This is a genomic window from Microbacterium sp. A93 (assembly GCF_051842835.1).
The window spans coordinates 193,857-213,156 of the sequence record NZ_JBPXMT010000015.1; the positions used below are offsets into that span (position 1 = coordinate 193,857).

The following is a 19,300-nucleotide window of genomic DNA, read 5'->3' on the forward strand; positions in this document are numbered from 1 at the left end:
GGCTGCGGTAGTCGTCGGGACACGCCGAGCCGATCGACAGTTGTCGCTCTCATGATGGTTGTCGCTCTCATGATGGGAGGTCAGAAGGTCGCGCGGACCGCGTCCTCGACGTGGCGGCGGACCGAGGGACGGGCCGAACGGTCCGAACGCAGCTCCAGCACGCGGCGGCCCCGGGCCGGGCTGCCGAGGGCGGCCAACAGCCCGTCCTCGGACTCGACCGGGGCCCAGTCCAGCCCATAGGCGGCGCACAACGACCGCACGTCCACGTCCTGCGGGGTGCCGAAGAAGCGCTCCACCACGGGGGCCATGCCCGCCTGTTCGGCCACGAGACCGTGCTCCAGCCCGGCGAAGATGGCCCCACCGGCGTCATTGACCACCACGATGTCCAGGTCCGGCTCCTGCTCCCCCGGCCCGATCAGCAGTCCCCCGGCATCATGCAGCAGGGTCAGGTCCCCGCACAGCAGCACCGTGCGCCGACCCGTGCCCAGCGCGATGCCGGTCGCCGTGGAGACGGTGCCGTCGATCCCGGACAGACCGCGGTTGGCGAAGACCACGGACTCCGGGGACGTCGGCGGGCGCCAGGAGAGGTCCACATCCCGGATCACGGAGGAGGAGCCGAGCACGAGCGGGCCGCGCACGGTGGTGGCGACGAGCTGGCTGGTGCGCAAGGCCCCGGGCCGCCCGACCGCATCGTGGCGGGTGGCCAGCGCGTCATCCACCGCCGACTGGGCCCGGACACCGGCCCGTTGCCAGTCCGTCAGCCAGCCGGCAGGCCCGCGCCCGGCCACCACGGCCAGTTCCTCCAGGTCCTCCACGGGCCGTTCCCGGCGTGCGCCGGGCTCGAACCAGGCCACCGGTTCCGGTTGGTGGAATGCGGTGCTCACGTCCTCGCGGGCCAGCAGCGCGGAGATCTGGCGGGTGAGGGTGGGACGGCCGAAGAGGATGACCTGTTCGATGGTCCCGGCCAGCGGATGGGAGTCCTCCCCGAGCCCTCCCTGAGACCCGAGCAGCCAGGGATAGGCGCCGATCGCGTTGAAGCCGAAGCGGGAGTTCGAGCTCGGCTCGGCCAGCAGGGGCAGCCCGAGGGCCGCGGCGAACGCGGCCGGCAGGGGGCCGGAGCCGTGGCCGGCCACCACCACGGTGCGGGACTCGGGCAGTTCCGAGACGTCCAGGTCGAGCTGTTCGGTGAGGTCCATGGGGTTCACCGTGAGCGGGCCGGACGGCCCGGTGATGAGTTCTTCCCCGGCGGGCGAGACCCAGCTGGAGTGACCCTGTCCTGCGGGGACCAGGGGCTCCCGGAAGCGGAGGTTCAGGTGGATCGGTCCGGGCGCTGATTCCCGCACGGCGACGCCGGGCGTCCCACCAAACCCCTCCACGTCCTCGGTGTCGAAGCCGCCGGCGGCCAGCAGGGCCCGGGACACCACGGACCGCAGATGCCCGGCGTGCTGGTCCAGGGCGGTGGCCCGGGGGTCGTCGTCCGAGAACTCGGCGGCCTCGGCCGCCAGCCACTCCGGCATCTGATCCGCGTCCAGGTCCAGGGGAACGTCTCCGCTGAGGGTGGTGGCGAAGCGCACGTGCTCGGGGAAGATCCCGTCCTGCCGGGTGGTCTGGTTGGCGCCGGTGCCCTGCAGCTCGTCCGGGCGGTCCGCCGTCAGGGCCACGAGCTGGACCGCGGAGTGGTCCGCCTCCATGAGCGCCGGCAGCAGGTTGCCCACGGCCGTCCCGGAGGTGGTCACCACCCCGACCGGACGGCCCGAGGCCAGGGACAGTCCCAGCGCGGTGTAGGCGGCCGAGCGTTCGTCGATGCGCACATGGAGCCGGACCCGGCCGGCCCGCTCGGCCTCGGCGAGGGCGTAGACGAGCGGTGCCGAGCGGGAGCCGGGGGCCACCACGGCCTCGCGCAGGCCGCCCTCCACCAGAGCGTCCGCCACCGTCCGGGCCACCTGCATCGAATCCAGGGCCAGGACGGGACGGATGTCGGTGGGCTCACGCCGTGAATGCTCCATGGTCCTCATCCTACGGATTCCGGCTGATCACCGGGTGGACGGCCGGTGATCAGCCGGAGACCCGCCGGGATGCTCAGCGCCCGTTGCCCCGGCCCCGGCCCACGCCGTTGTTGCCCGTGGTGGAGAACACCTGGACCACGGCGGGGCGCGGGACGGCGACCTTGTCACCCTTCAGCGGGCCGTCCGGGACGAAGTCCGGGAAGTAGGAGGTATGGGCCCCCCAGTTGCCGCCCTCACCCGGGTGCTGCACGGCCACGAACACGGAGTTGTCCTCGTCGTGGATCACGGGGCCACAGGTCTCGGCGTCGGCCGGCACGGCCAGGAACTGCTCCACGAGACCGCGGTTGCGGCCCTCGAGGGTGACCTTGTGCAGGGCGTCGGCATAGCCGATCTTGCCCGGTTGGCCGTCCGTGGAGACCCAGAGGTTGCCCTTCGAGTCGAAGGCCAGGTTGTCCGGGCAGGAGATCGGCGAGACCATCTCCAGCGGGACACCGTCGAAGTAGGCCTTGTTGCCCTCCTGGTTCGGATCGCCGGCCAGGAACAGGATGTTCCAGTTGAAGCGCTCGGAGGTGTGGTCGCCGCGGCGCTCGATCATCTCGATGACGTGCCCATCGCGGTTGCCGCCGCTGGGGCTGGAGACCGGGTTGGCCTCGTCCACGGCGTCGGGGGTGCGGCCGGAGTTGTTGGTCAGGGCCAGGTAGACCTTGCCGGAGACCGGGTTGGCCTCAAAGTCCTCCGGGCGGTCCATCTTGGTGGGGCCCATCGTGTCCGCGGCCAGGCGGGTGTTGACGAGCACCTCCTCCACGGTGAAGCCCTTCACCAGGGACGTGTCGTTCTTCACCAGCGGGATCCAGCGGCCCCAGCCGTCGAAGTCACCGTCGGAGGGCACGGCGCCGGAGCCGTCGATCTCAGAGTCCGGGGAGTTGCCGTGGAACTGGGCCACATACAGGGTGCCCTCGGACAACAGGGTCATGTTGTGCTTCTTGTCGCCCTTGCGGAACTTCTTGCGCGAGACGAACTTGTACGCGTAGTCGTTGGCCTGATCGTCACCGGAGTAGACCACGGCATGGCCGTCGCGGGAGATGACGGCGGTGCCGGCCTCGTGCTTGAAGCGGCCCAGGGCGGTGTGCTTGACCGGGGTGGAGGTCGGGTCCTCCGGATCGATCTCCACGACCCAGCCGAAGCGGTTGGCCTCGTTGGCGTAGCCGGAGTTGTTCAGGTTGAAGCGCGGGTCCACGGTGTCCCAGCGGCGAGAGGTCGGGCCGGGAGAGATCCCCAGTCGGCGCTCGGCCTCGGCGCCGGTGCCCACGAAGTACTGGTCGAAGTTCTCCTCACCGGATAACACGGTGCCCCACGGCGTGGTGCCGCCCGCACAGTTGTTCAGGGTGCCGAGCACCTTGGTGCCGGTGGGGTCGTCCGTGGTCTTGAGCAGGTCGGAGCCGGCGGCCGGGCCGTCCACGGTGAACGGGGTGGAGCCGGTGATGCGGCGGTTGCGGCGGCCCCCGCGGACGTACTCCCAGGGCTGGCCCTTGCCGGCACGCTTCAGTTCCACGATCGAGAGGCCGTGCGCCTCGATGCCGGCCTCGATGACGTCCTGGGGGTTGGACTTGATGTACTCCGGGGAGAACATGATGTTCTCGTTCGTGTACTCGTGGTTGTTCACCAGGTAGCCGCGGCGGTCGTCGCCGCCGTCCGAGATGACATCGAGGTAGTCCGAGTTGTAGCCGAACTGCAAGGCCTGGGACGCCCCGGTCTGCTGCTCGAGGTCGAATTCCGGGGAGTCGTCGAACAGCGGGTCGCCCCAGCGGATGATGGGCGCCCAGTCGTAGCCGGCGGGCACGGTCATGTCATCCACCGTGCGCTCCACCGGGGCGATCGCGGTGAAGGGCAGCTTGCCGCCGCCCTTCGGGTAGACGCCGCGGTCCGCCACGGCCGCGGGGGCGCGGTCCAGGGCGCTCGCGCCGATGACCACGGCGGCCGCCAGACCGCCGCCCAGGCCCAGGGCGGCGCGGCGGGAGATCGCAGCGTTGGCGATGTCCCGGAAGTGCGAGTTGTCCGAGGTGTTCGGCACCGGATGCGCGCAGGCGCTGCCACACTTGAGCTCGCAGGTGATGGGCAGGCGGTTGCCACGGGTGTGGCCGGCCATGGGCAGGTGACGCTTGAGCATGGGAGTCCTTCAGGTCAGACGCGGGGGTTCGGGTTCAGGCCCACCCTGCTCCCCCCACATCGATTCCCGGATGACCCGCGGTGACCGCCCGGTGAACAGTCGGTGAGCGGAACGTACATCCCCTCGAGACGACCGACGATCCCGAGGCGAAGACCCCGCCGAGGGGTCAGCTCGTCGCCGCCAACTCGGCCCAGGCCGTCCGCAGCCGCTGGTGCCACCAGCGCTGGCGGTCCTCGTCAGCGCGCAGCCGGACCAGCGCCCCCGCCTCGGGGACCGGACGGTCCCGCACCACCAGCCGGCCGGCGTCGGGGATCCACGGGTCCTCCGCCACGTCCTCGGTGAACAGCGCCACGGTGCCCAGCCCGCAGGCGTACGGCAGCCGCGGCAGGGACGCGGCCAGCGCGACCCCCGCGGCGATCCCCACGGAGGTGTCCAGGGCGGAGGACACCACGGCGTCCAGCCCGGCGGCCGCCACGATCCCCAGGGTCCGGCGCACCCCGCCGAGCGGCTGGACCTTGACCACCACGAGGTCGGCGGCGCCGGCGCGGGCCACGGCGAGCGGATCCGTCTCCTTGCGCACGGACTCGTCGGCGGCGATCCTCACCTCCGTGCCGGCAGCGGCCAGGGCCTCCCGCAGCCGGGCCAGGCCCTGGATCCCGGCCACGGGCTGTTCGGCGTACTCGAGGTCATATTCGGCGAGCCGGGGCAGGGCGGACAGCGCGGTGCCGTGGTCCCAGGACTGGTTGGCGTCGATCCGCAGGTCGGCGTCCGGGCGCAGCCGGCGCACCTCGGCCACGCGGGCCACGTCCTCCTCCACGCCCTCAGGGCCGGTGCGACCGGTCTCCGCGACCTTGACCTTGACGGCAGGAACCTCGCCGAAGGAGTCCAGGACCCTCCCGACGTCGGCCGTCGGCACCGCGGGGACGGTCGCGTTGACGGGGACCCGGTCCCGGACCGGCGCCGGCCAGCCGTGCCAGCCCGCCTCGATGGCGGCGGCCAGCCAGCGCGAGCCCTCGGCGGGCCCGTATTCGGGGAAGGGTGAGAACTCGGCCCATCCGGCCGGCCCGCGCAGCAGCATCGCCTCGCGCACGGTGGTCCCCCGGAAGCGGGTGTGCATCCTCTGGGACACGACGACGGCCCCGTCCAGGAGCTCGTCCGGCTCCGGGATCCGTAGGCCGTCCAGCAGGGGTGGGATACCGGTCTCAGTCACCGGCCCAGTCTACGGACGGGCGGTCCCCGGGGCCGGGATCCCGTCCCTCAGACGGCGGCGTAATAGCCGAACTTGCGGGCCACGGCGGCGGCGCGGGGGTGGCTGCCGAGGACTGATTCCAAGGCCTCGACCACGGAGTCCGTGGTCTCGCGGCGCAGGGACCACCGCTCGTCGAAGGGGTCATCCCACCGGGCCCAGGCGGTGCCCGTGGCAGCGAGGGCCAGTGCCATCTCCTCGAGGGACTCGAAGGTCGGCTCGGGGTCGGCGAGCCGGTCCTCCCAGCCGTCATCACCGGGCGCCGTGAGGATCCTGCCCGTCAGCCCGTCCAGGATGAACGGGTCGGAGCCCTGCTTGGCCACCACCGTCCACTCCTCGTTCCAGTCCGCCAGCTGCGCGCCGGTCCGACGGTTCCACCGATAGCCGGCCTGCTCGCCCCACAGCTGCTCCAGGGCGAAGAACTGGAAGGGCAGCCCCGCCGTGTCGATCTCGATCCACTCCGGGCCGACCTCGCGGTAGAACCGGGCCAGTTCCGGCGCCAGCGGCGCCTCACCGGTCCATTCGAGGGGTTCCTGACGGCTCGTGGGCCCGAAGACGGAGAGTGCCTGTCGGGTTGCTGTCTGCGGGGTTGCTGTCTGCTGGTGCTCGGGCGCATTCCGCGCACTGTGTGCCATGGCCCCTACAGTAGGCGGGCCACGTGAGCGGCACCACGGCCCGCCGTTCGGATTCCTCCCAGCCGGTTGCACGAGAATGGCCAGCATGCCCGCTGCTGCCTCCGCCTCCCCGATCCGCCTCCGTCCGGCCCGCAGCACGTGGGCCTGGGTACTGGCCCTGGTGATCACCGCGGCCCTGGTGGCCGTGGTGTTCGAGATCTTCGTGACCACGCAGCAGGGCCAGCTGACCGAGTACCTGGCCCTGGAGGCGGCCACGCACCGGCTGGCGGGCCTCCAGGGGTCCACCCTCACCGTGCTCAACCGGCTGCCGCAGATCGTGGGGGTGGCCGGCGTCGTGGTGTTCCTGGTGTTGACCGTCTACCGGCGGCGCTGGCTCGCGTCCCTCGTGGCCGCGCTGGCCTTCGGGGCCGCCAATCTGAGCACGCAGGTACTGAAGAACTGGGTGCTGGTGCGGCCGGACCTGGACAACGGGGTGCCGTACTACACGGGGAACTCCCTGCCCTCGGGGCACACCACGTTCGCGGCAGCCGCCGTGGTGGCGGTGTTCCTGATGGTGGCACCGCGGTGGCGGCCTCTGACCGCCGCGGTGGGCGCGCTCTTCGCCACGGCCGTGGGCGCGGGGACCTTCATCGAGACGTGGCACCGGCCCGCGGACATGGTGGCCGCCTACCTCGTGGCCGGGTTCTGGGGGCTCGCCGCGGGCTTCATCATCCTGCGCACCGGACCCGACTGGAACCTCCGTGGCACCCGCTCCCGGCGGTATCCCCACCCCGGCGGGCACCCGCTGTGGGACGGGGGCCTGGCGGTGGCCGGCGCGGTCCTGACCGTGGGGGCGTGGGGGGCGTTCGAGATGGCCGGCGGCACCGCGGCGCTGACCCCGGACCCGGACTGGTATTCCGGCTGGCACTTCCTCACCGGGCTGTTGATGGCCACCGGGCCGGGGCTGCTGGTCTTCGCGGGACTCTCCGCGTTCTTCCGCTGGCAGTCGGGATGGCGCTAGCCGGCGACCTGCGCGGGCTCGGCCACCGGGCCGGGGCCGGGCGGCAGGGACCGGGCGAAGATGACGGCTCCCACCGCGGCGATCGCGGCCACGGCCCAGATCCCCGCGGCCAGGCCCGCCAGCCCGGTGACGAGGGAGAGGACGGCCGGGCCACCGAGCATCCCCGCATCGGACTGGAGTCTCCACAGGGCCAGGAATTGGGGCCGTCCATCCGGCGGGGAGTAGTCCGCGCCGAGGGTCATCACGATCCCCGAGCCGAAGCCGTTGCCCAGTCCCACCAGCAGGGCCACGCCGGCGAACCACCAGGGGGAACCGGTCACGGGGACCAGCGCAGTGCCCAGGGCCAGTCCCGCCAGACAGCACACGGCCACCACGCGGCGCCCCCGGCGGTCCATCATGAGCCCCGAGGGATAGAACATCAGCAGATCGGCCAGCCCGGAGAGCCCGTACACAGCGGAGGCGGCCGCCGGGGACAGTCCGAGTTCCGTGGCCCACAGCGGGATCACGGCGGAGCGGCTGGCCCGGGCCGCGGACAGGCACACCACCCCGATCCCGGAGGTGAGCAGCACCCGCCGGTGCCGGCGGGCCAGCCACCGCATGGTGGGCCGCGGGGGCCGGGCTGCGGGCTGGGCGGCGGGCTGGGCGGGGGGCTGGGCGGTGAGGTCGGGCTGGGAGTCCGTGGCCGGCGTCGGGCCCTGGTGCTGAGGGCCGGGGAGCGGGAGGTCGCGGATGGTGAAGCTCAGGCCGGCGGCCAGTGCCATGGCCGCCACCGCAGCCACGAACGCCCCCTGCAGACCGAGCAGGGCCTGCAGGCCGGCACCGAGGAAGGGACCGACGAACAGGCCCATGCGGATGGTGCCGCCGAGGGTGGACATGGCCCGGGCCCGATGGCTGCCCGGGACGGCGACCGCCAGGTAGGACTGGCGGGCGAGGTTGAAACCCGCGCCGGCCATGCCGACCACCACGAGGCCGGCCATCAGGATCCCGAGTCCGGTCCGGGGTGGGACCGGCAACCAGCCGGCGACGGCGGCCAGCGTCAGCAGGGCGCCCAGGGTCCCGGCCCAGGCGGAGACGATGATGGTGAACCGTTCCCCGGCGCGGGAGGCCAGCCAGGCCGCCGGGGCGTTGGCGGCCAGGGAGCCGAGCCCCACCAGCACCACGGAGGCGGCTGCGAGCGCCACCGAGGCACCGAAGGCCGTGGCGGCCGGGGCCATGGCGGGTGTGAGTGCGCCCAGCCCCACGGAGTAGACCGCCGAGGGCGCGTAGATCTGGAAGGCCTGCTCCAGCGGTCCGCCGCGGAACCCCCCGCGGCCACCGAACCGGCGAGGCCTGTCCTCGGCTGGGGACATGGCCTGCCTTTCGATGGGAGCTGGGGGCGCCGCGGCGGGCTCCCTCCGGGGAGGGGCGTGGCTCTTACTCGAAGGACTCCGCGGTCGCGTAGCCGGTGCCGTTGTACTTCTGCACGACCACGGTGGAGACCGCCGGCTGGCCGTCCTCGGTGGTGTCCACCGAGGTCCCCTCCAGCATCAGCGGCGCCTTCAGGTCCTCGATGTCACGCAGCGCCTCCATGAAGTTCTCCCGGGTGGGTTCGGTCATGTTCTTGAAGGACTCCTCGAGGGTGGCCCCGACCATGTAGCTCCACATGCAGTGCGGGAAGTCCGGGGTGGTCGTGTACTCCGAGGCGTACTTCTCGAGGTTCTCCAGGAAGGCCACCACGTCCTCGTCCTCGGCGAAGGCCGGGCTCTGCGGGGCCTTGGCGAAGGACACGGAGTAGAAGCCGTCCTCGGCGTCAGCACCGGCGGGGTCGAGGATGGCGACCGGGCTGGAGGTGTTCGAGGGCAGGAACCAGCTCGGGGACCAGCCCAGCTCGCGGCTCTTCTCGATCGCGGAGATGACCAGCGGGGTGATGGACATGGCGTTGAAGAACACGTCCGCCTCGCTGCCGGCCAGCTCGGTGAGCTGGGCGTCCACCGAGGTGTCCGTGGCCTCGTACGTCAGCTCGGTGACGACCTCGATGTTCTCGGAGCCGGAGATCGCGTCCTTGAAGCCCTCCACGTAGCCCTCGCCGTAGTCGTCGTTCTGGGACAGGATGGCCACCGTCAGGTCTTCGTCCGAGCTGGCCAGCAGCTCGCCGAAGGCCTCGCCCTCGTTCTGGTAGATCGGCACGAAACCGAGCTGCCAGGGGCTCTCCTCGCGGTCGCTGAAGATCGGGTCACCGGTCTGCACCAGGACCTGAGGCACCTCGGAGTCGATCGCCGCCTCACGGTAGGCGCGGTTGGTGGGCGTGCCCAGCCCGGAGGTGAACGCGAACACCTGGCCGTTGTTCTGCTGGAAGTTGGACAGGGCCTTCTGCGGGTCATAGGCGTCGTCGAACGCCTCGATCTCCACGGTGCGGGTCTTGCCGTCACCGAACTCGATGCCGCCGGCCTCATTGGCCGCACCCATATAGGCGGCCAGGCCGGCCACCGTGCAGGTACCCGGTCCGGCGGTGCCGCCGCTGAGCGGGGTGGTGACGCCCAGGGTCAGGGTCTCGTCGGTGATGCCGGGGCTGGCCGTCACGCCCTCACCGTCCTCACCGCCTCCTCCCCCGCCATCCGAGCGCCCACAGCCGGACAGGGCCAGGGCGGCTGCGGCACTCAGGGCCACGGCGCTGAGCACCTTCTTCTTCAGGTTCATGCGGTGCGGTGTCATGGCGAGACTTCCTTCTCTGGTGGTGCGCCTTCGTCAGGTGCGGGGGTGTTACTGGGGGTACTGCCGGGGGTACTGCTGGTGGTGTTGCCGGCAATGGCACCGGGGGTGGTGCCGGGGGTGGTGCCGGGTGGAGGGGTGGCAGGGGCCGCCCCGTGACGTGAGGAGCGGCCGGTCCAGCGGCGCACGATCCTCGGCAGGCTGGCGATACCGCCCGGCAGGACGAACAGCACCACCAGCAGGATGATGCCCTGGATCAGCGAGGTGAGGGTGGGGGCCACGTCATTGGTGAAGTTGGGGACCAGGACGTAGTAGACGCCGCCGATCAACGAGCCGATGATGCTGCCGGCACCACCGACCACCATGGAGGCCAGCAGGCTGATGGAGTGGTGGAAGGCCAGGGTCTCCGGTGAGGTGTACTGGATCACCACCATGTAGAGGAACCCGCTGACACCGCCCACCATCGAGGCGATGGTGAAGGCCAGGACCTTGTAGCGGTAGGGCGAGATGCCCATGGCGCCGGCCACGGCCTCGTTCTCCTTGACGATCCGGAAGGCCCGGCCGTACTTGCCGCGGACCAGGTTGTGGACCAGCAGGAAGGTCACCCCACCGATGAGCAGGACCAGGTAGTACTGCCACTGGTCATTGGCCAGCCCGCTCCAGTCCGGGGCGGAGGTGAACCGGGCGGAGGTACCCTGCGAGCCACCGGTGAACTCGCTGAGGCGTTTGGCCAGGGGCACACCGATGATCGGCAGCGCGATGGTGATCATGGCGATGGCGAGTCCACCGAGCCGCGCTGCGGCCAGGGCCACCACCAGTCCGGCGACGCCGCAGATGAGCACCGTGGCCAGGAACACCAGCCCGATGTTCCACTCACTGTTCACGCCGTACGCCGTCACGTAGGCGCCCAGGCCGAGGAAGAAGATCTGGCCCAGGGAGACCACGCCGGTGTATCCCATGATGACGTTCAGTCCGAGGACGGCCACCGCGAAGACGCCGATCCGCGCCAACGACTGGTTGACGGGGATGGGCAGCACCAGCGGGGCCACCACCAGGGCGGCCACCACCAGCAGGGTCACGGCACCCTGGAACCACGGCTTCCGGAGCAGTCCGGTCTGCTGCGCGCCCATCAGACACGCACCACGGTCTTGCGCCCGAACAGGCCCTGGGGCCGCAGCAGCAACACCACGAACAACAGGATGAACGGCACCGCGATCTTCAGGTCATAGCCGATCACGGGGATGTAGACGGCAGCGAGGTTCTCCAGGACGCCGATCAGCCACGCCGCGACGACCACCCCCAGGGGGCTGGTGATGCCGCCGAGGATCACGGCGGCCAACGCATAGACGAGGGTGGTGTCCAGCATGCCCGGGGTCAGGGAGAGCCGCGGCGCCACCAGGGCGCCGGCCACCGCGCCCAGGGCTGCGGCCAGGCCCCACCCGATCATCAGCAGCCGTCCGACCGGCAGCCCGGAGAAGGAGGCGGACTGCCGGTTGTCCGCCACGGCCCTCAGTGCGAGGCCGAGTTTGGTTCGTTGGAAGAGCAGCTGCAACAGGATCATGATGGCGGCGATCACCAGGAAGGTGCCGAGGGACCGCCAGCTGATCGCAGCGCCCAGGACGTGGAAGGCCGAGGACGGGAACAGGGACGGGAACTGGTGGTTGTTGTAGGACCACAGCCAGCCGCAGATGCCCGTGAAGAGGGTCAGCAGGCCGACCGTGACCACCACCTGGGTGTCCTCCGCGCCGCCCATGAAGCGGCGCATGATGAAGCGTTCGATCAGTGCACCGATCACAAAGGAGGCGGCCACGGACAGGATGATCGCCAGGATCAGGGGCAGGCCCAGCCCGAGGAAGGTGAAGGCGAGGTAGGCGGAGAGGACGGCCATCCCGCCCTGGGCGAAGTTGATCATGCCGGTGGACTGGTTCACCAGGACGATCGCGAGCGCGATCGCCCCGTAGACCGAGCCCAGGGCGAGCCCGTCCACCACCAGTTGAATGACGGTTCCCATCATGAGCCTCCCAGGTAAGCCTTGCGGATCTCGTCGCGGCCTTTGAGCTCCGCCGAGGTGCCGCTGAGGACGCTGCGACCGGTCTCCAGCACGGTGGCGGTGTCCACGATGCTGAAGGCGAGGTTGGCGTTCTGTTCCACGAGCAGCATGGCCACGCCGGTCTCCTCACGGAGCACCCGGATCGCGTTGTAGACGGTCTGCGCGGTACTGGGGGCCAGCCCCAGGGAGGCCTCATCCAGCAGCAGGAGCTTGGGGCGGGCCATGTAGGCGCGGCCCACGGCCAGCATCTGCTGCTCGCCACCGGACATCGCCGAGGCGTTGGAGGTGTAGCGCGCCTTCAGGTTGGGGAACAGCTCGAGCAGGTGCTCGATGTCCGTCCGCACGCCGGCGCGGTCCTTGCGCAGGTAGGCACCCACCTGCAGGTTCTCCTTCACCGTCAGGTTGCCCAGCGTCCCGCGTCCCTCCGGCACGTGCGCGATGCCCAGGGCGGCCACTTCGTGGGGTTTCCGACCACGGATGTCCTGGCCCTCGAAGCGGATGCTCCCGGCGGACCGGACCGCGCCACTGATGGCGCGCAACGTGGTGGTCTTCCCGGCCCCGTTCGCCCCCAGGATGCCTACGGCGCCCCGCTCCGGGACGGTCAGGGAGACTCCGTGCAGGACCTGGACGGGGCCGTAGTGCGCCGTCAGGTCGGTGATCTCAAGCAACGTCATCGCCGATCCCCTCCCCACCCTCTGTGGCCTCTGCATCCTCTGTGCCGTCCCGGCCGAGGTAGGCCTCGATGACCCGGGGGTCGGACTGGGCCTCCGCCGCGGTGCCCTCCATCAGCTTGCTGCCGTGGTCCAGCACCACCACGCGGTCCGCAAGCGCGGAGATCACGCCCATGTGGTGTTCCACGATCACGAGCGTGATCTCCCCGGCAGCTTTGAGCGTCCGGATGGTCGCGATGAAATCGTCGATCTCGCCGTGGGACAGTCCGGCGGCGGGCTCGTCCAGCAGCAGCACCTGAGGCTTGGCCATCAGGGCGCGGCAGAGCTCGATGCCCTTGTGCAGGCCGTGGGACAGCTCATCGGCGCTCCGGTGTGCCGCCCAGCCCAGGCCCAGATCATCCAGCACGCCCAGCGCCTCGGTCCGCAGCGCGCGTTCGCTGCGTACCATCGGCGGCAGCCGGAGGGCCCATTCGGCCGGGCCGCCGGGCAGGCGGCTGTGTCCGCCGAGGAGCACATTGTCCAGGACGGTGGACTCCAGCTGGAGGGCCGGGTGTTGGAAAGTGCGGGCCAATCCGTGCCGGGACATCCCCGCCGGCCGGGTCTGACTGATCTCGGCGTCGTCGATCCGGATGGACCCGGAGCTGGGCCGGTAGTGGCCGGAGATGCAGTTGAACAGTGAGGTCTTGCCCGCGCCGTTGGGACCGACCAGGCCGAGGATCGTTCCCGGCTCCACGACGAAGCCGACGTCCTTCAGCACGGTCACCCCGCCGAAATGCAGGTTGACATCCGTCAACGTCAAACGTGCCGCCATGTGCCCACTGTTCTTCCGGTGCGAGTCGGGATGGGGGAGGGCGCCCTCGGGTGGAACGCTCCAGACGTGCAGGACCGGGAGGGGGGTGTCCCGGATCACAACAGCGTCTGGCTTGGATCGTAGACGCTCGCTGTGAGATTGGCAACAATTTTGGTGGCAATCCGGGTGGCCGTTCCCGATTCGTTGTCCGGAGCCCGCACCGTGCCCCTCACAGCGTCCCGCCCAGCGCCCCGGAGCGTTCCTCCCGCCATTAGCATGTCCCCATGCCTTTGCCCGATCACCCCCCGCTGGACACCCTGAACACCGCCGTCGCCACCCAGCCGCGCAACGGACTCGACCGCTTCTTCATGATCTCCAGGCGTGGGTCCTCCCTGGGGCAGGAGGTCCGGGGCGGCCTCGCCACCTTCCTGGCGATGAGCTACATCATCGTGCTGAACCCGCTAGTGCTGTCCGGGCCGGACGCCCAGGGGGACACCCTCGGCATCGCCCGGGTGGCTGCCGTGACCGCGCTGGTGGCCGGGATCGCGACCATCGCCATGGGCGTCTGGGCCCGGCATCCCTTCGCCCTGGCCGCGGGACTCGGCGTCAACGCCCTGGTGGCCATCACCGTCGCCACCACCCAGGGACTGACCTGGCCGGCCATGATGGGCCTGGTGGTGATCGCCGGACTGGTCATGGCCCTGCTGGTGGCCACGGGCTTCCGGAAGGCGGTGTTCAACGCGGTGCCTGAGGGACTCAAGACCGCGATCGTGGTGGGGATCGGGCTGTTCATCGCCCTGATCGGCCTGGTCAACTCGGGCTTCATCCGCCGCATCCCGGACGCCGCGGGCACCACCGTTCCCGTGGGCCTGGGCACGGGCGGCGACCTGGAGGGCTGGCCGGTGCTCGTGTTCATCGTGGGCCTGCTGGTCACCTCGGTGCTGGTCATCCGCAAGACGCGCGGGGCCATCCTGATCGGGATCGTGGTGGCCACCGTGCTGGCCAACATCCTGGAGGCGGTCTTCCACATCGGCCCCTCGGTGGACGAGGCGGGCCAGGTGGACCCGATGGGGTGGTCACTGGTGGCCCCCTCCTTCCCCGCCTGGACCGCACCGGACCTGTCCCTGATCGGCCAGGCGGACCTCTTCGGGGCCTTCACCCAGGTGGGGCCCCTGATGGCCGTCCTGCTCGTGTTCGTGGTGCTGCTCTCCGTGTTCTTCGACGCCATGGGCACCTCCGTGGGGCTGGCCCGCGAGGCCGGGAACGTCACGCAGGACGGGACCATCCCGCACCTGAACCGCGTGCTGATGGTGGACGCCCTCGCGGTCTCGGCCGGCGGCGGGGCCTCCGGCTCGGCCAACCAGATCTTCGTGGAGTCCGGCACGGGGATCGGCGAGGGGGCCCGGACCGGGTTCGCCTCCGTGGTGACCGGCGGACTGTTCCTGCTGGCCATGTTCCTGACGCCGCTGATCCACCTGGTGCCGTTCGAGGCCGTGGCCCCGGCCCTGGTGGTCGTCGGCTTCATGATGGCCACCCAGGTGGTCCAGATCGACTGGTCCGACTGGGGCGTGGCCTTCCCCGCCTTCCTCACCTTCATCCTGATGCCGTTCACCTATTCGATCGCCAACGGGATCGGCGCCGGCATGATCGCCTACGCCGTCATCCGCACCGCCCAGGGCCGGGCCAAGGACGTCCACCCGCTGCTGTGGGTGGTGGCCGCGGCCTTCGTCCTGTACTTCGGGATGGGCGTGTTCCGCGGACTGCTGGGACTGTGACCCACCCCACGGCCGCCCTGCGCTACGGTCGGGTGATCAACAGGCGAACATCGGCCTGACCACCGGCCCGCCCACCGACCTGCCCACCGAACCCGGGAGCATCCATGGAATTCACTGACCGCACCTTCCTCGTCACCGGCGGGGCCTCCGGCCTCGGTGCCGCGACCGCCACCGCCCTGCTCGCCCGCGGCGCCCACGTGGTCGCCGCCGACCTGAAGGGCACGCCCCCGGAGGGTGCCGTCCTGGTCGAGACGGACGTGACCGACCCGGCGCAGGTGGCCCACGCCGTCGAGGTGGCGGGCCAGCAGGGCGGGCCGCTGGCCGGCGTCGTGAATTGCGCCGGTATCGCCACCGCCGAGAAGGTGCTGGGCAAGACCGGGCCGCACGAGCTGGAGTCCTTCGCCCGGACCATCCAGATCAACCTCATCGGCACGTTCAACGTGATCCGGCTGGCGTCCGAGGCCATGTCCCAGAACGAGCCCGGTGAGGACGGCGAGCGCGGGATCATCGTCAACACCGCCTCCGTGGCGGCCTTCGAGGGGCAGATCGGCCAGGCCGCGTACTCCGCCTCCAAGGGTGGTGTGGCCGCGATGACGCTGCCGATCGCGCGCGAGCTGGCCCGGTACGGCATCCGGGTCATGACGATCGCCCCGGGGATCTTCTGGACGCCCATGATGGCCGGTCTGCCGGAAGCCGCCCAGGCATCGCTCGGCGAGCAGGTCCCCTTCCCCTCCCGCCTGGGCCAGCCGGAGGAGTACGCGGCCCTGGTCACCCACATCGTCGAGAACCGGATGCTCAACGGCGAGACCATCCGCCTGGACGGCGCCATCCGGATGGCCCCGCGGTAACCACGCCGGGCGGCCGGAGCCATGCGGTTGAATGGGCACCATGACTTCCCAGCACACCAGCACGGACAGCACGACGACGGCCGCCTCCTCCCAGCACCGCCTCACCACCCCCGCGGTCACCGCTCCCCCGGTGGCCGCGGCGCGGCCGGTGGCCCGCGAATACCACGGGCACACCTTCACGGACGACTTCGACTGGCTGCGGGACAAGGAGTCCGAGGAGGTGCTCGCGCATCTGACCGCGGAGAACGCCTACACGGACTCCGTCACGGCGGACCAGGACGCCCTGCGGACGGCCATCTTCGGTGAGATCAAGGCCCACACCGTGGAGACCGACCTCTCGGTGCCGGCCCGCCGGGACGGCTGGTGGTACTTCTCCCGCACCGAGGAGGGCCAGCAGTACGCCCGTCACTGCCGGGTGAAGGCCACGGACACCGGAGACCGGCTCGCTGACTGGACTCCCCCGGTGATCGAACCGGGCGTGCCGGTCCAGGGTGAACAGGTCATCCTGGACGGCAATGCCGAGGCGGAGGGCCAGCCCTTCTTCTCCCTCGGCGGGCTGGCCGTCTCCCGGGACGGCACGCTGATGGCCTACGCCGTGGACCATGCCGGGGACGAGCGCTTCACCCTGCGCCTCCGGAACCTGGCCACGGGCGCGGAGCTGGCGGATGAGATCCCCAACGTCTCCTACGGGATCGTGTTCGATGCCACCGGCACGCGCGTGTTCTACACCGTCCCGGACGACTCGTGGCGCCCCTACCGCATCCTCGCGCACACCCTCGGCACCGCCGTGGAGCAGGACCAGCTGCTGTTCCAGGAGGACGATCCCGGCCTGTGGTCCGGTTTCGGTCTCTCCGCCGACCGCACCGAGCTGCTGGTCTCCGTGGGCAACTCCGAGGTCGCCGAGACCCTCGCCCTGGACTTGCCGGCCACGGTGGACGAGCCGCTGGGCGAGCTGCGGATGCTGGTGTCCCGGGACCTCGGGCTGCTGCACGGCGTGGACCCGGTCACCCTGGACGGTGAGCGCCACTACGTGATCGTGCACAACAAGGACTTCACCGCGGGCGACGCTGCGCAGGACGGGGCGCCCAGCCCGGCGCCGGCCCCGAACAACATGGTCTCGCTCGCCGCCCGCGAGACGGTGACGGATCCGCGGTCCTGGCGCACCGTCGTCGGGCACTCGGAGACCGTGAAGGTGGACGGCGCCGCCGTCACCGCCACCCACCTGGCCCTCGGGGTGCGCCGCGAGACCACCCCGCGCACCCTGATCATGCCTCTGGCCGGCCTCGGCGCCGAGGACCAGGCCACGGCCGTGGAGCCGGACTTCGGGGAGGAGCTGTACTCCTGCGAGCTGGCCGGGGCGCCCTTCGAGTCCCCGTTCCTGCGGCTGGCCTACTCCTCCTGGATCACCCCGTCCCAGGTCCTGGACTACGAGGTGGGAGGCGGCACGAAGACCGGCACGCTGCACCTGCGCCGGCAGGTGGAGGTGCCGGGCTATGACCCGGAGCAGTACCTGGTGGAGCGCTGGTGGGCACCGGCGGACTCCGCGCCGGCGGCGCAGTCGGCGGCAGCCGGCGGCCGGAAGGTGGCCATCCCGCTGACCGTGATCCGCCGGAAGGACACCGAGTGGGACGGCTCCAACCCCTGTGTGGTCTACGGCTACGGCAGCTATGAGATGTCCATGGACCCGGGCCTGTCCGCGGCACGGCTGTCCCTGCTGGACCGGGGCGTGGTCTACGTGGTGGCGCATGTGCGCGGCGGCGGCGAGCTGGGCCGCGGCTGGTATGACGACGGCAAGAAGCTGGCGAAGAAGAACTCGTTCACGGACTTCGCGGACGCCACCCGCTTCGTGGCGCAGTCCGGCTGGGTCAATCCGGACCGGATCGCGGCGATGGGCGGCTCGGCCGGCGGCCTGCTGATGGGCGGGGTACTGAACCTGGCGCCGGAGCTCTACCGGGCCTGCGTGGCCCAGGTGCCGTTCGTGGACGCGCTGACCTCCATCCTGGACCCGGACCTGCCGCTCTCCGCCCTCGAGTGGGAGGAGTGGGGCAACCCGATCGAGGACCCCGAGGTGTACCGGTACATGCAGGAGTACACCCCGTACGAGAACGTGCGGGCCGCCGACTACCCGGCCGTGGCCGCCGTGACCTCCCTGAACGACACGCGCGTGCTCTACGTGGAGCCGGCCAAGTGGGTGCAGCAGCTGCGCCGGACGGTCACCTCGGACCAGTCTGCTCCGCTGGCCGAGGGCGGGGCGCCCATTGTGCTGAAGACCGAGATGGACGGCGGTCACGGCGGGGCCTCCGGCCGGTACCGGGCCTGGGAGGACCGGGCGTGGGACTACGCCTTCCTGTTGACCGCGCTGGGGGCCACCGAGCTGCGCTGACCCGCGGCCCGGCGGCCGGTCAGGGTGACCCCGGCGCTGGCGATGATGACCAGCACGATGGCGAGGTTGCGCAGCAGCCCCGACTCCTGGCCCAGCAGGATCCAGCCGAACAGGGCCGCGAAGGCCGGCTCGAGGCTGAGCAGGATGCTGAACACGGGGGCCGGCACCCGGCGCAGGGCGGACAGCTCCAGCGTGTACGGCACGAGCGAGGCCAGCAGCGCGGTCACCAGGGCCATCCCGAGCAGCATCGGATCGCCGAAGGCCCGCACCGCGCCGGGTGCGCCGAGCGGCGCGACCACGGCCGTGGCCACCACCAGCGCGACGGCCAGCCCGCCGGCCCCGGGCACCAACCGGCCCACCCGGGCGCTGGTCAGGACGTATCCCGCCCAGAACGCCCCCGCTACCAGGGCGAGCACCACGCCGACCGGGTCCAGGGGCTCCCCCCACGCACTGTCCAGCCCCAGCAGGACCATGCCGGCCAGTGCCACCGCCACCCAGAGGCCGTCCAGCAGCCGACGGGCCAGCACCGCCGCGAGCACCAGCGGGCCGAGGAACTCGATGGAGACCGCCGCCCCGAGTGGGATCCGCTCGATCGCCGCGTAGAAACTGCCGTTCATGCAGCCCATCGCCGCACCGAAGAGCACCACCGCGGTCCACTGCCGGCGGGTCCAGGCCCGCACCTTCGGCCGGACGACCACCAGCAGGATCACGGCGGCCAGTCCCAGCCGCAGCGTGGTCACACCCCACGAGCCCAGGTGCGGGAACAGTTGGACGGCCACGGCCGCACCGAACTGCAGCGAGATGCAGGCCCCGATCACCAGCCCGACGCCGGCCAGCAGGTTCTGCTGGCCGGCCGGCGGGGTGCCGGGTGGGGCGGCCGGCACAATCCGGGGCAGGGGATTCGTCGAGGGGGTCACCCCCTCATTCTGCCCCCGTTACCTTTCTTGGAGCCCCTTCTTCGTAGAGGATGTGGGTGTGCTGGCCGGAAGGCCTCGGCATGATTGCTGCCCCCAGTCGTTGATGATCCGGGGGGTGATGTCA

Annotated in this window: 15 protein-coding genes; 4 read left to right on the top strand and 11 right to left on the bottom strand. The window is 71.1% G+C overall.

All coding sequences use genetic code 11. The annotated features are described in order from the left end of the window. Positions 1-80: 80 nt before the first annotated feature. From menD to ACSU1G_RS30445, 4 genes are all read right to left on the bottom strand, one after another. Positions 81-2,006 carry a 2-succinyl-5-enolpyruvyl-6-hydroxy-3-cyclohexene-1-carboxylate synthase gene (gene menD, locus ACSU1G_RS30430; protein WP_439284685.1) on the bottom strand — a complete coding sequence of 642 codons (1,926 nt, stop codon included), beginning with the start codon at positions 2,004-2,006 and terminating at the stop codon, positions 81-83. 73 nt (positions 2,007-2,079) lie between these two features. Beyond that, on the bottom strand, positions 2,080-4,173 hold the full coding sequence (locus ACSU1G_RS30435; RefSeq protein WP_439284687.1) for a PhoX family protein: 2,094 nt from the start codon (positions 4,171-4,173) through the stop codon (positions 2,080-2,082). Positions 4,174-4,339: 166 nt separating this feature from the next. Next, the gene (locus tag ACSU1G_RS30440) at positions 4,340-5,383 is read right to left on the bottom strand and encodes an o-succinylbenzoate synthase (RefSeq protein WP_439284689.1); all 1,044 of its coding nucleotides are present in this window, start codon (positions 5,381-5,383) and stop codon (positions 4,340-4,342) included. A 47-nt stretch (positions 5,384-5,430) separates the two neighbouring features. Further along, positions 5,431-6,054, bottom strand: coding sequence for a hypothetical protein (locus tag ACSU1G_RS30445; protein ID WP_439284691.1), 624 nt, complete (start codon positions 6,052-6,054; stop codon positions 5,431-5,433). A gap of 85 nt (positions 6,055-6,139) precedes the next feature. Between ACSU1G_RS30445 and ACSU1G_RS30450 the strand changes: the two genes are divergently transcribed. Further along, positions 6,140-7,054 (top strand): phosphatase PAP2 family protein, encoded by a 915-nt coding sequence (locus ACSU1G_RS30450; protein WP_439284693.1) that lies wholly within the window; start codon positions 6,140-6,142, stop codon positions 7,052-7,054. Here ACSU1G_RS30450 and ACSU1G_RS30455 read toward each other — a convergent pair. The 6 genes from ACSU1G_RS30455 to ACSU1G_RS30480 form a co-directional block, all read right to left on the bottom strand. After that, on the bottom strand, positions 7,051-8,403 hold the full coding sequence (locus tag ACSU1G_RS30455) for an MFS transporter (protein ID WP_439284695.1): 1,353 nt from the start codon (positions 8,401-8,403) through the stop codon (positions 7,051-7,053). The genes ACSU1G_RS30450 and ACSU1G_RS30455 overlap by 4 nt on opposite strands. A gap of 64 nt (positions 8,404-8,467) precedes the next feature. Further along, complete coding sequence (locus ACSU1G_RS30460; protein WP_439284697.1) at positions 8,468-9,745, bottom strand: ABC transporter substrate-binding protein; 1,278 nt, start codon at positions 9,743-9,745, stop codon at positions 8,468-8,470. Continuing rightward, positions 9,742-10,872 carry a branched-chain amino acid ABC transporter permease gene (locus ACSU1G_RS30465; protein WP_439284699.1) on the bottom strand — a complete coding sequence of 377 codons (1,131 nt, stop codon included), beginning with the start codon at positions 10,870-10,872 and terminating at the stop codon, positions 9,742-9,744. The genes ACSU1G_RS30460 and ACSU1G_RS30465 overlap by 4 nt, the downstream gene beginning before the upstream one ends. Beyond that, positions 10,872-11,753, bottom strand: a complete 882-nt coding sequence (locus ACSU1G_RS30470) for a branched-chain amino acid ABC transporter permease (protein WP_439284701.1) — start codon at positions 11,751-11,753, stop codon at positions 10,872-10,874. The genes ACSU1G_RS30465 and ACSU1G_RS30470 overlap by 1 nt, the downstream gene beginning before the upstream one ends. After that, positions 11,753-12,466, bottom strand: a complete 714-nt coding sequence (locus ACSU1G_RS30475) for an ABC transporter ATP-binding protein (protein WP_439284703.1) — start codon at positions 12,464-12,466, stop codon at positions 11,753-11,755. The genes ACSU1G_RS30470 and ACSU1G_RS30475 overlap by 1 nt, the downstream gene beginning before the upstream one ends. Continuing rightward, the gene (locus tag ACSU1G_RS30480; protein ID WP_439284705.1) at positions 12,453-13,274 is read right to left on the bottom strand and encodes an ABC transporter ATP-binding protein; all 822 of its coding nucleotides are present in this window, start codon (positions 13,272-13,274) and stop codon (positions 12,453-12,455) included. Before ACSU1G_RS30480 ends, ACSU1G_RS30475 begins: the two co-directional genes overlap by 14 nt. Positions 13,275-13,621: 347 nt before the next feature. On the opposite strand from ACSU1G_RS30480, the gene ACSU1G_RS30485 reads away from it, so the two are divergent. The 3 genes from ACSU1G_RS30485 to ACSU1G_RS30495 all read left to right on the top strand — a co-directional run bounded on the left by ACSU1G_RS30485 (position 13,622) and on the right by ACSU1G_RS30495 (position 18,259). Further along, the gene (locus ACSU1G_RS30485) at positions 13,622-15,028 is read left to right on the top strand and encodes an NCS2 family permease (protein ID WP_439284726.1); all 1,407 of its coding nucleotides are present in this window, start codon (positions 13,622-13,624) and stop codon (positions 15,026-15,028) included. 104 nt (positions 15,029-15,132) lie between these two features. Continuing rightward, positions 15,133-15,876 carry an SDR family NAD(P)-dependent oxidoreductase gene (locus ACSU1G_RS30490; RefSeq protein ID WP_439284707.1) on the top strand — a complete coding sequence of 248 codons (744 nt, stop codon included), beginning with the start codon at positions 15,133-15,135 and terminating at the stop codon, positions 15,874-15,876. Positions 15,877-15,916: 40 nt separating this feature from the next. Then, entirely contained in the window at positions 15,917-18,259 is a 2,343-nt protein-coding gene (locus tag ACSU1G_RS30495) for a S9 family peptidase (protein ID WP_439284709.1), read from the top strand. Here the strand turns inward: ACSU1G_RS30495 and ACSU1G_RS30500 are convergent. Further along, entirely contained in the window at positions 18,214-19,176 is a 963-nt protein-coding gene (locus ACSU1G_RS30500) for an EamA family transporter (protein ID WP_439284711.1), read from the bottom strand. The two genes, ACSU1G_RS30495 and ACSU1G_RS30500, sit on opposite strands and share 46 nt — an antisense overlap. Between the last annotated feature and the right edge of the window lie 124 nt (positions 19,177-19,300).

Excerpts from the sequence above, each read along its gene's own strand:
- ACSU1G_RS30490 (WP_439284707.1), top strand. The coding sequence starts at position 15,133 with ATGGAATTCACTGACCGCACCTTCCTCGTCACCGGCGGGGCCTCCGGC.
- ACSU1G_RS30470 (WP_439284701.1), bottom strand. The coding sequence starts at position 11,753 with ATGGGAACCGTCATTCAACTGGTGGTGGACGGGCTCGCCCTGGGCTCG.
- ACSU1G_RS30485 (WP_439284726.1), top strand. The coding sequence starts at position 13,622 with ATGATCTCCAGGCGTGGGTCCTCCCTGGGGCAGGAGGTCCGGGGCGGC.
- ACSU1G_RS30465 (WP_439284699.1), bottom strand. The coding sequence starts at position 10,872 with ATGGGCGCGCAGCAGACCGGACTGCTCCGGAAGCCGTGGTTCCAGGGT.
- ACSU1G_RS30450 (WP_439284693.1), top strand. The coding sequence starts at position 6,140 with ATGCCCGCTGCTGCCTCCGCCTCCCCGATCCGCCTCCGTCCGGCCCGC.
- ACSU1G_RS30480 (WP_439284705.1), bottom strand. The coding sequence starts at position 13,274 with ATGGCGGCACGTTTGACGTTGACGGATGTCAACCTGCATTTCGGCGGG.
- ACSU1G_RS30495 (WP_439284709.1), top strand. The coding sequence starts at position 15,917 with ATGACTTCCCAGCACACCAGCACGGACAGCACGACGACGGCCGCCTCC.
- ACSU1G_RS30445 (WP_439284691.1), bottom strand. The coding sequence starts at position 6,054 with ATGGCACACAGTGCGCGGAATGCGCCCGAGCACCAGCAGACAGCAACC.
- ACSU1G_RS30455 (WP_439284695.1), bottom strand. The coding sequence starts at position 8,403 with ATGTCCCCAGCCGAGGACAGGCCTCGCCGGTTCGGTGGCCGCGGGGGG.
- ACSU1G_RS30435 (WP_439284687.1), bottom strand. The coding sequence starts at position 4,173 with ATGCTCAAGCGTCACCTGCCCATGGCCGGCCACACCCGTGGCAACCGC.
- ACSU1G_RS30460 (WP_439284697.1), bottom strand. The coding sequence starts at position 9,745 with ATGACACCGCACCGCATGAACCTGAAGAAGAAGGTGCTCAGCGCCGTG.
- menD (WP_439284685.1), bottom strand. The coding sequence starts at position 2,006 with ATGGAGCATTCACGGCGTGAGCCCACCGACATCCGTCCCGTCCTGGCC.
- ACSU1G_RS30475 (WP_439284703.1), bottom strand. The coding sequence starts at position 12,466 with ATGACGTTGCTTGAGATCACCGACCTGACGGCGCACTACGGCCCCGTC.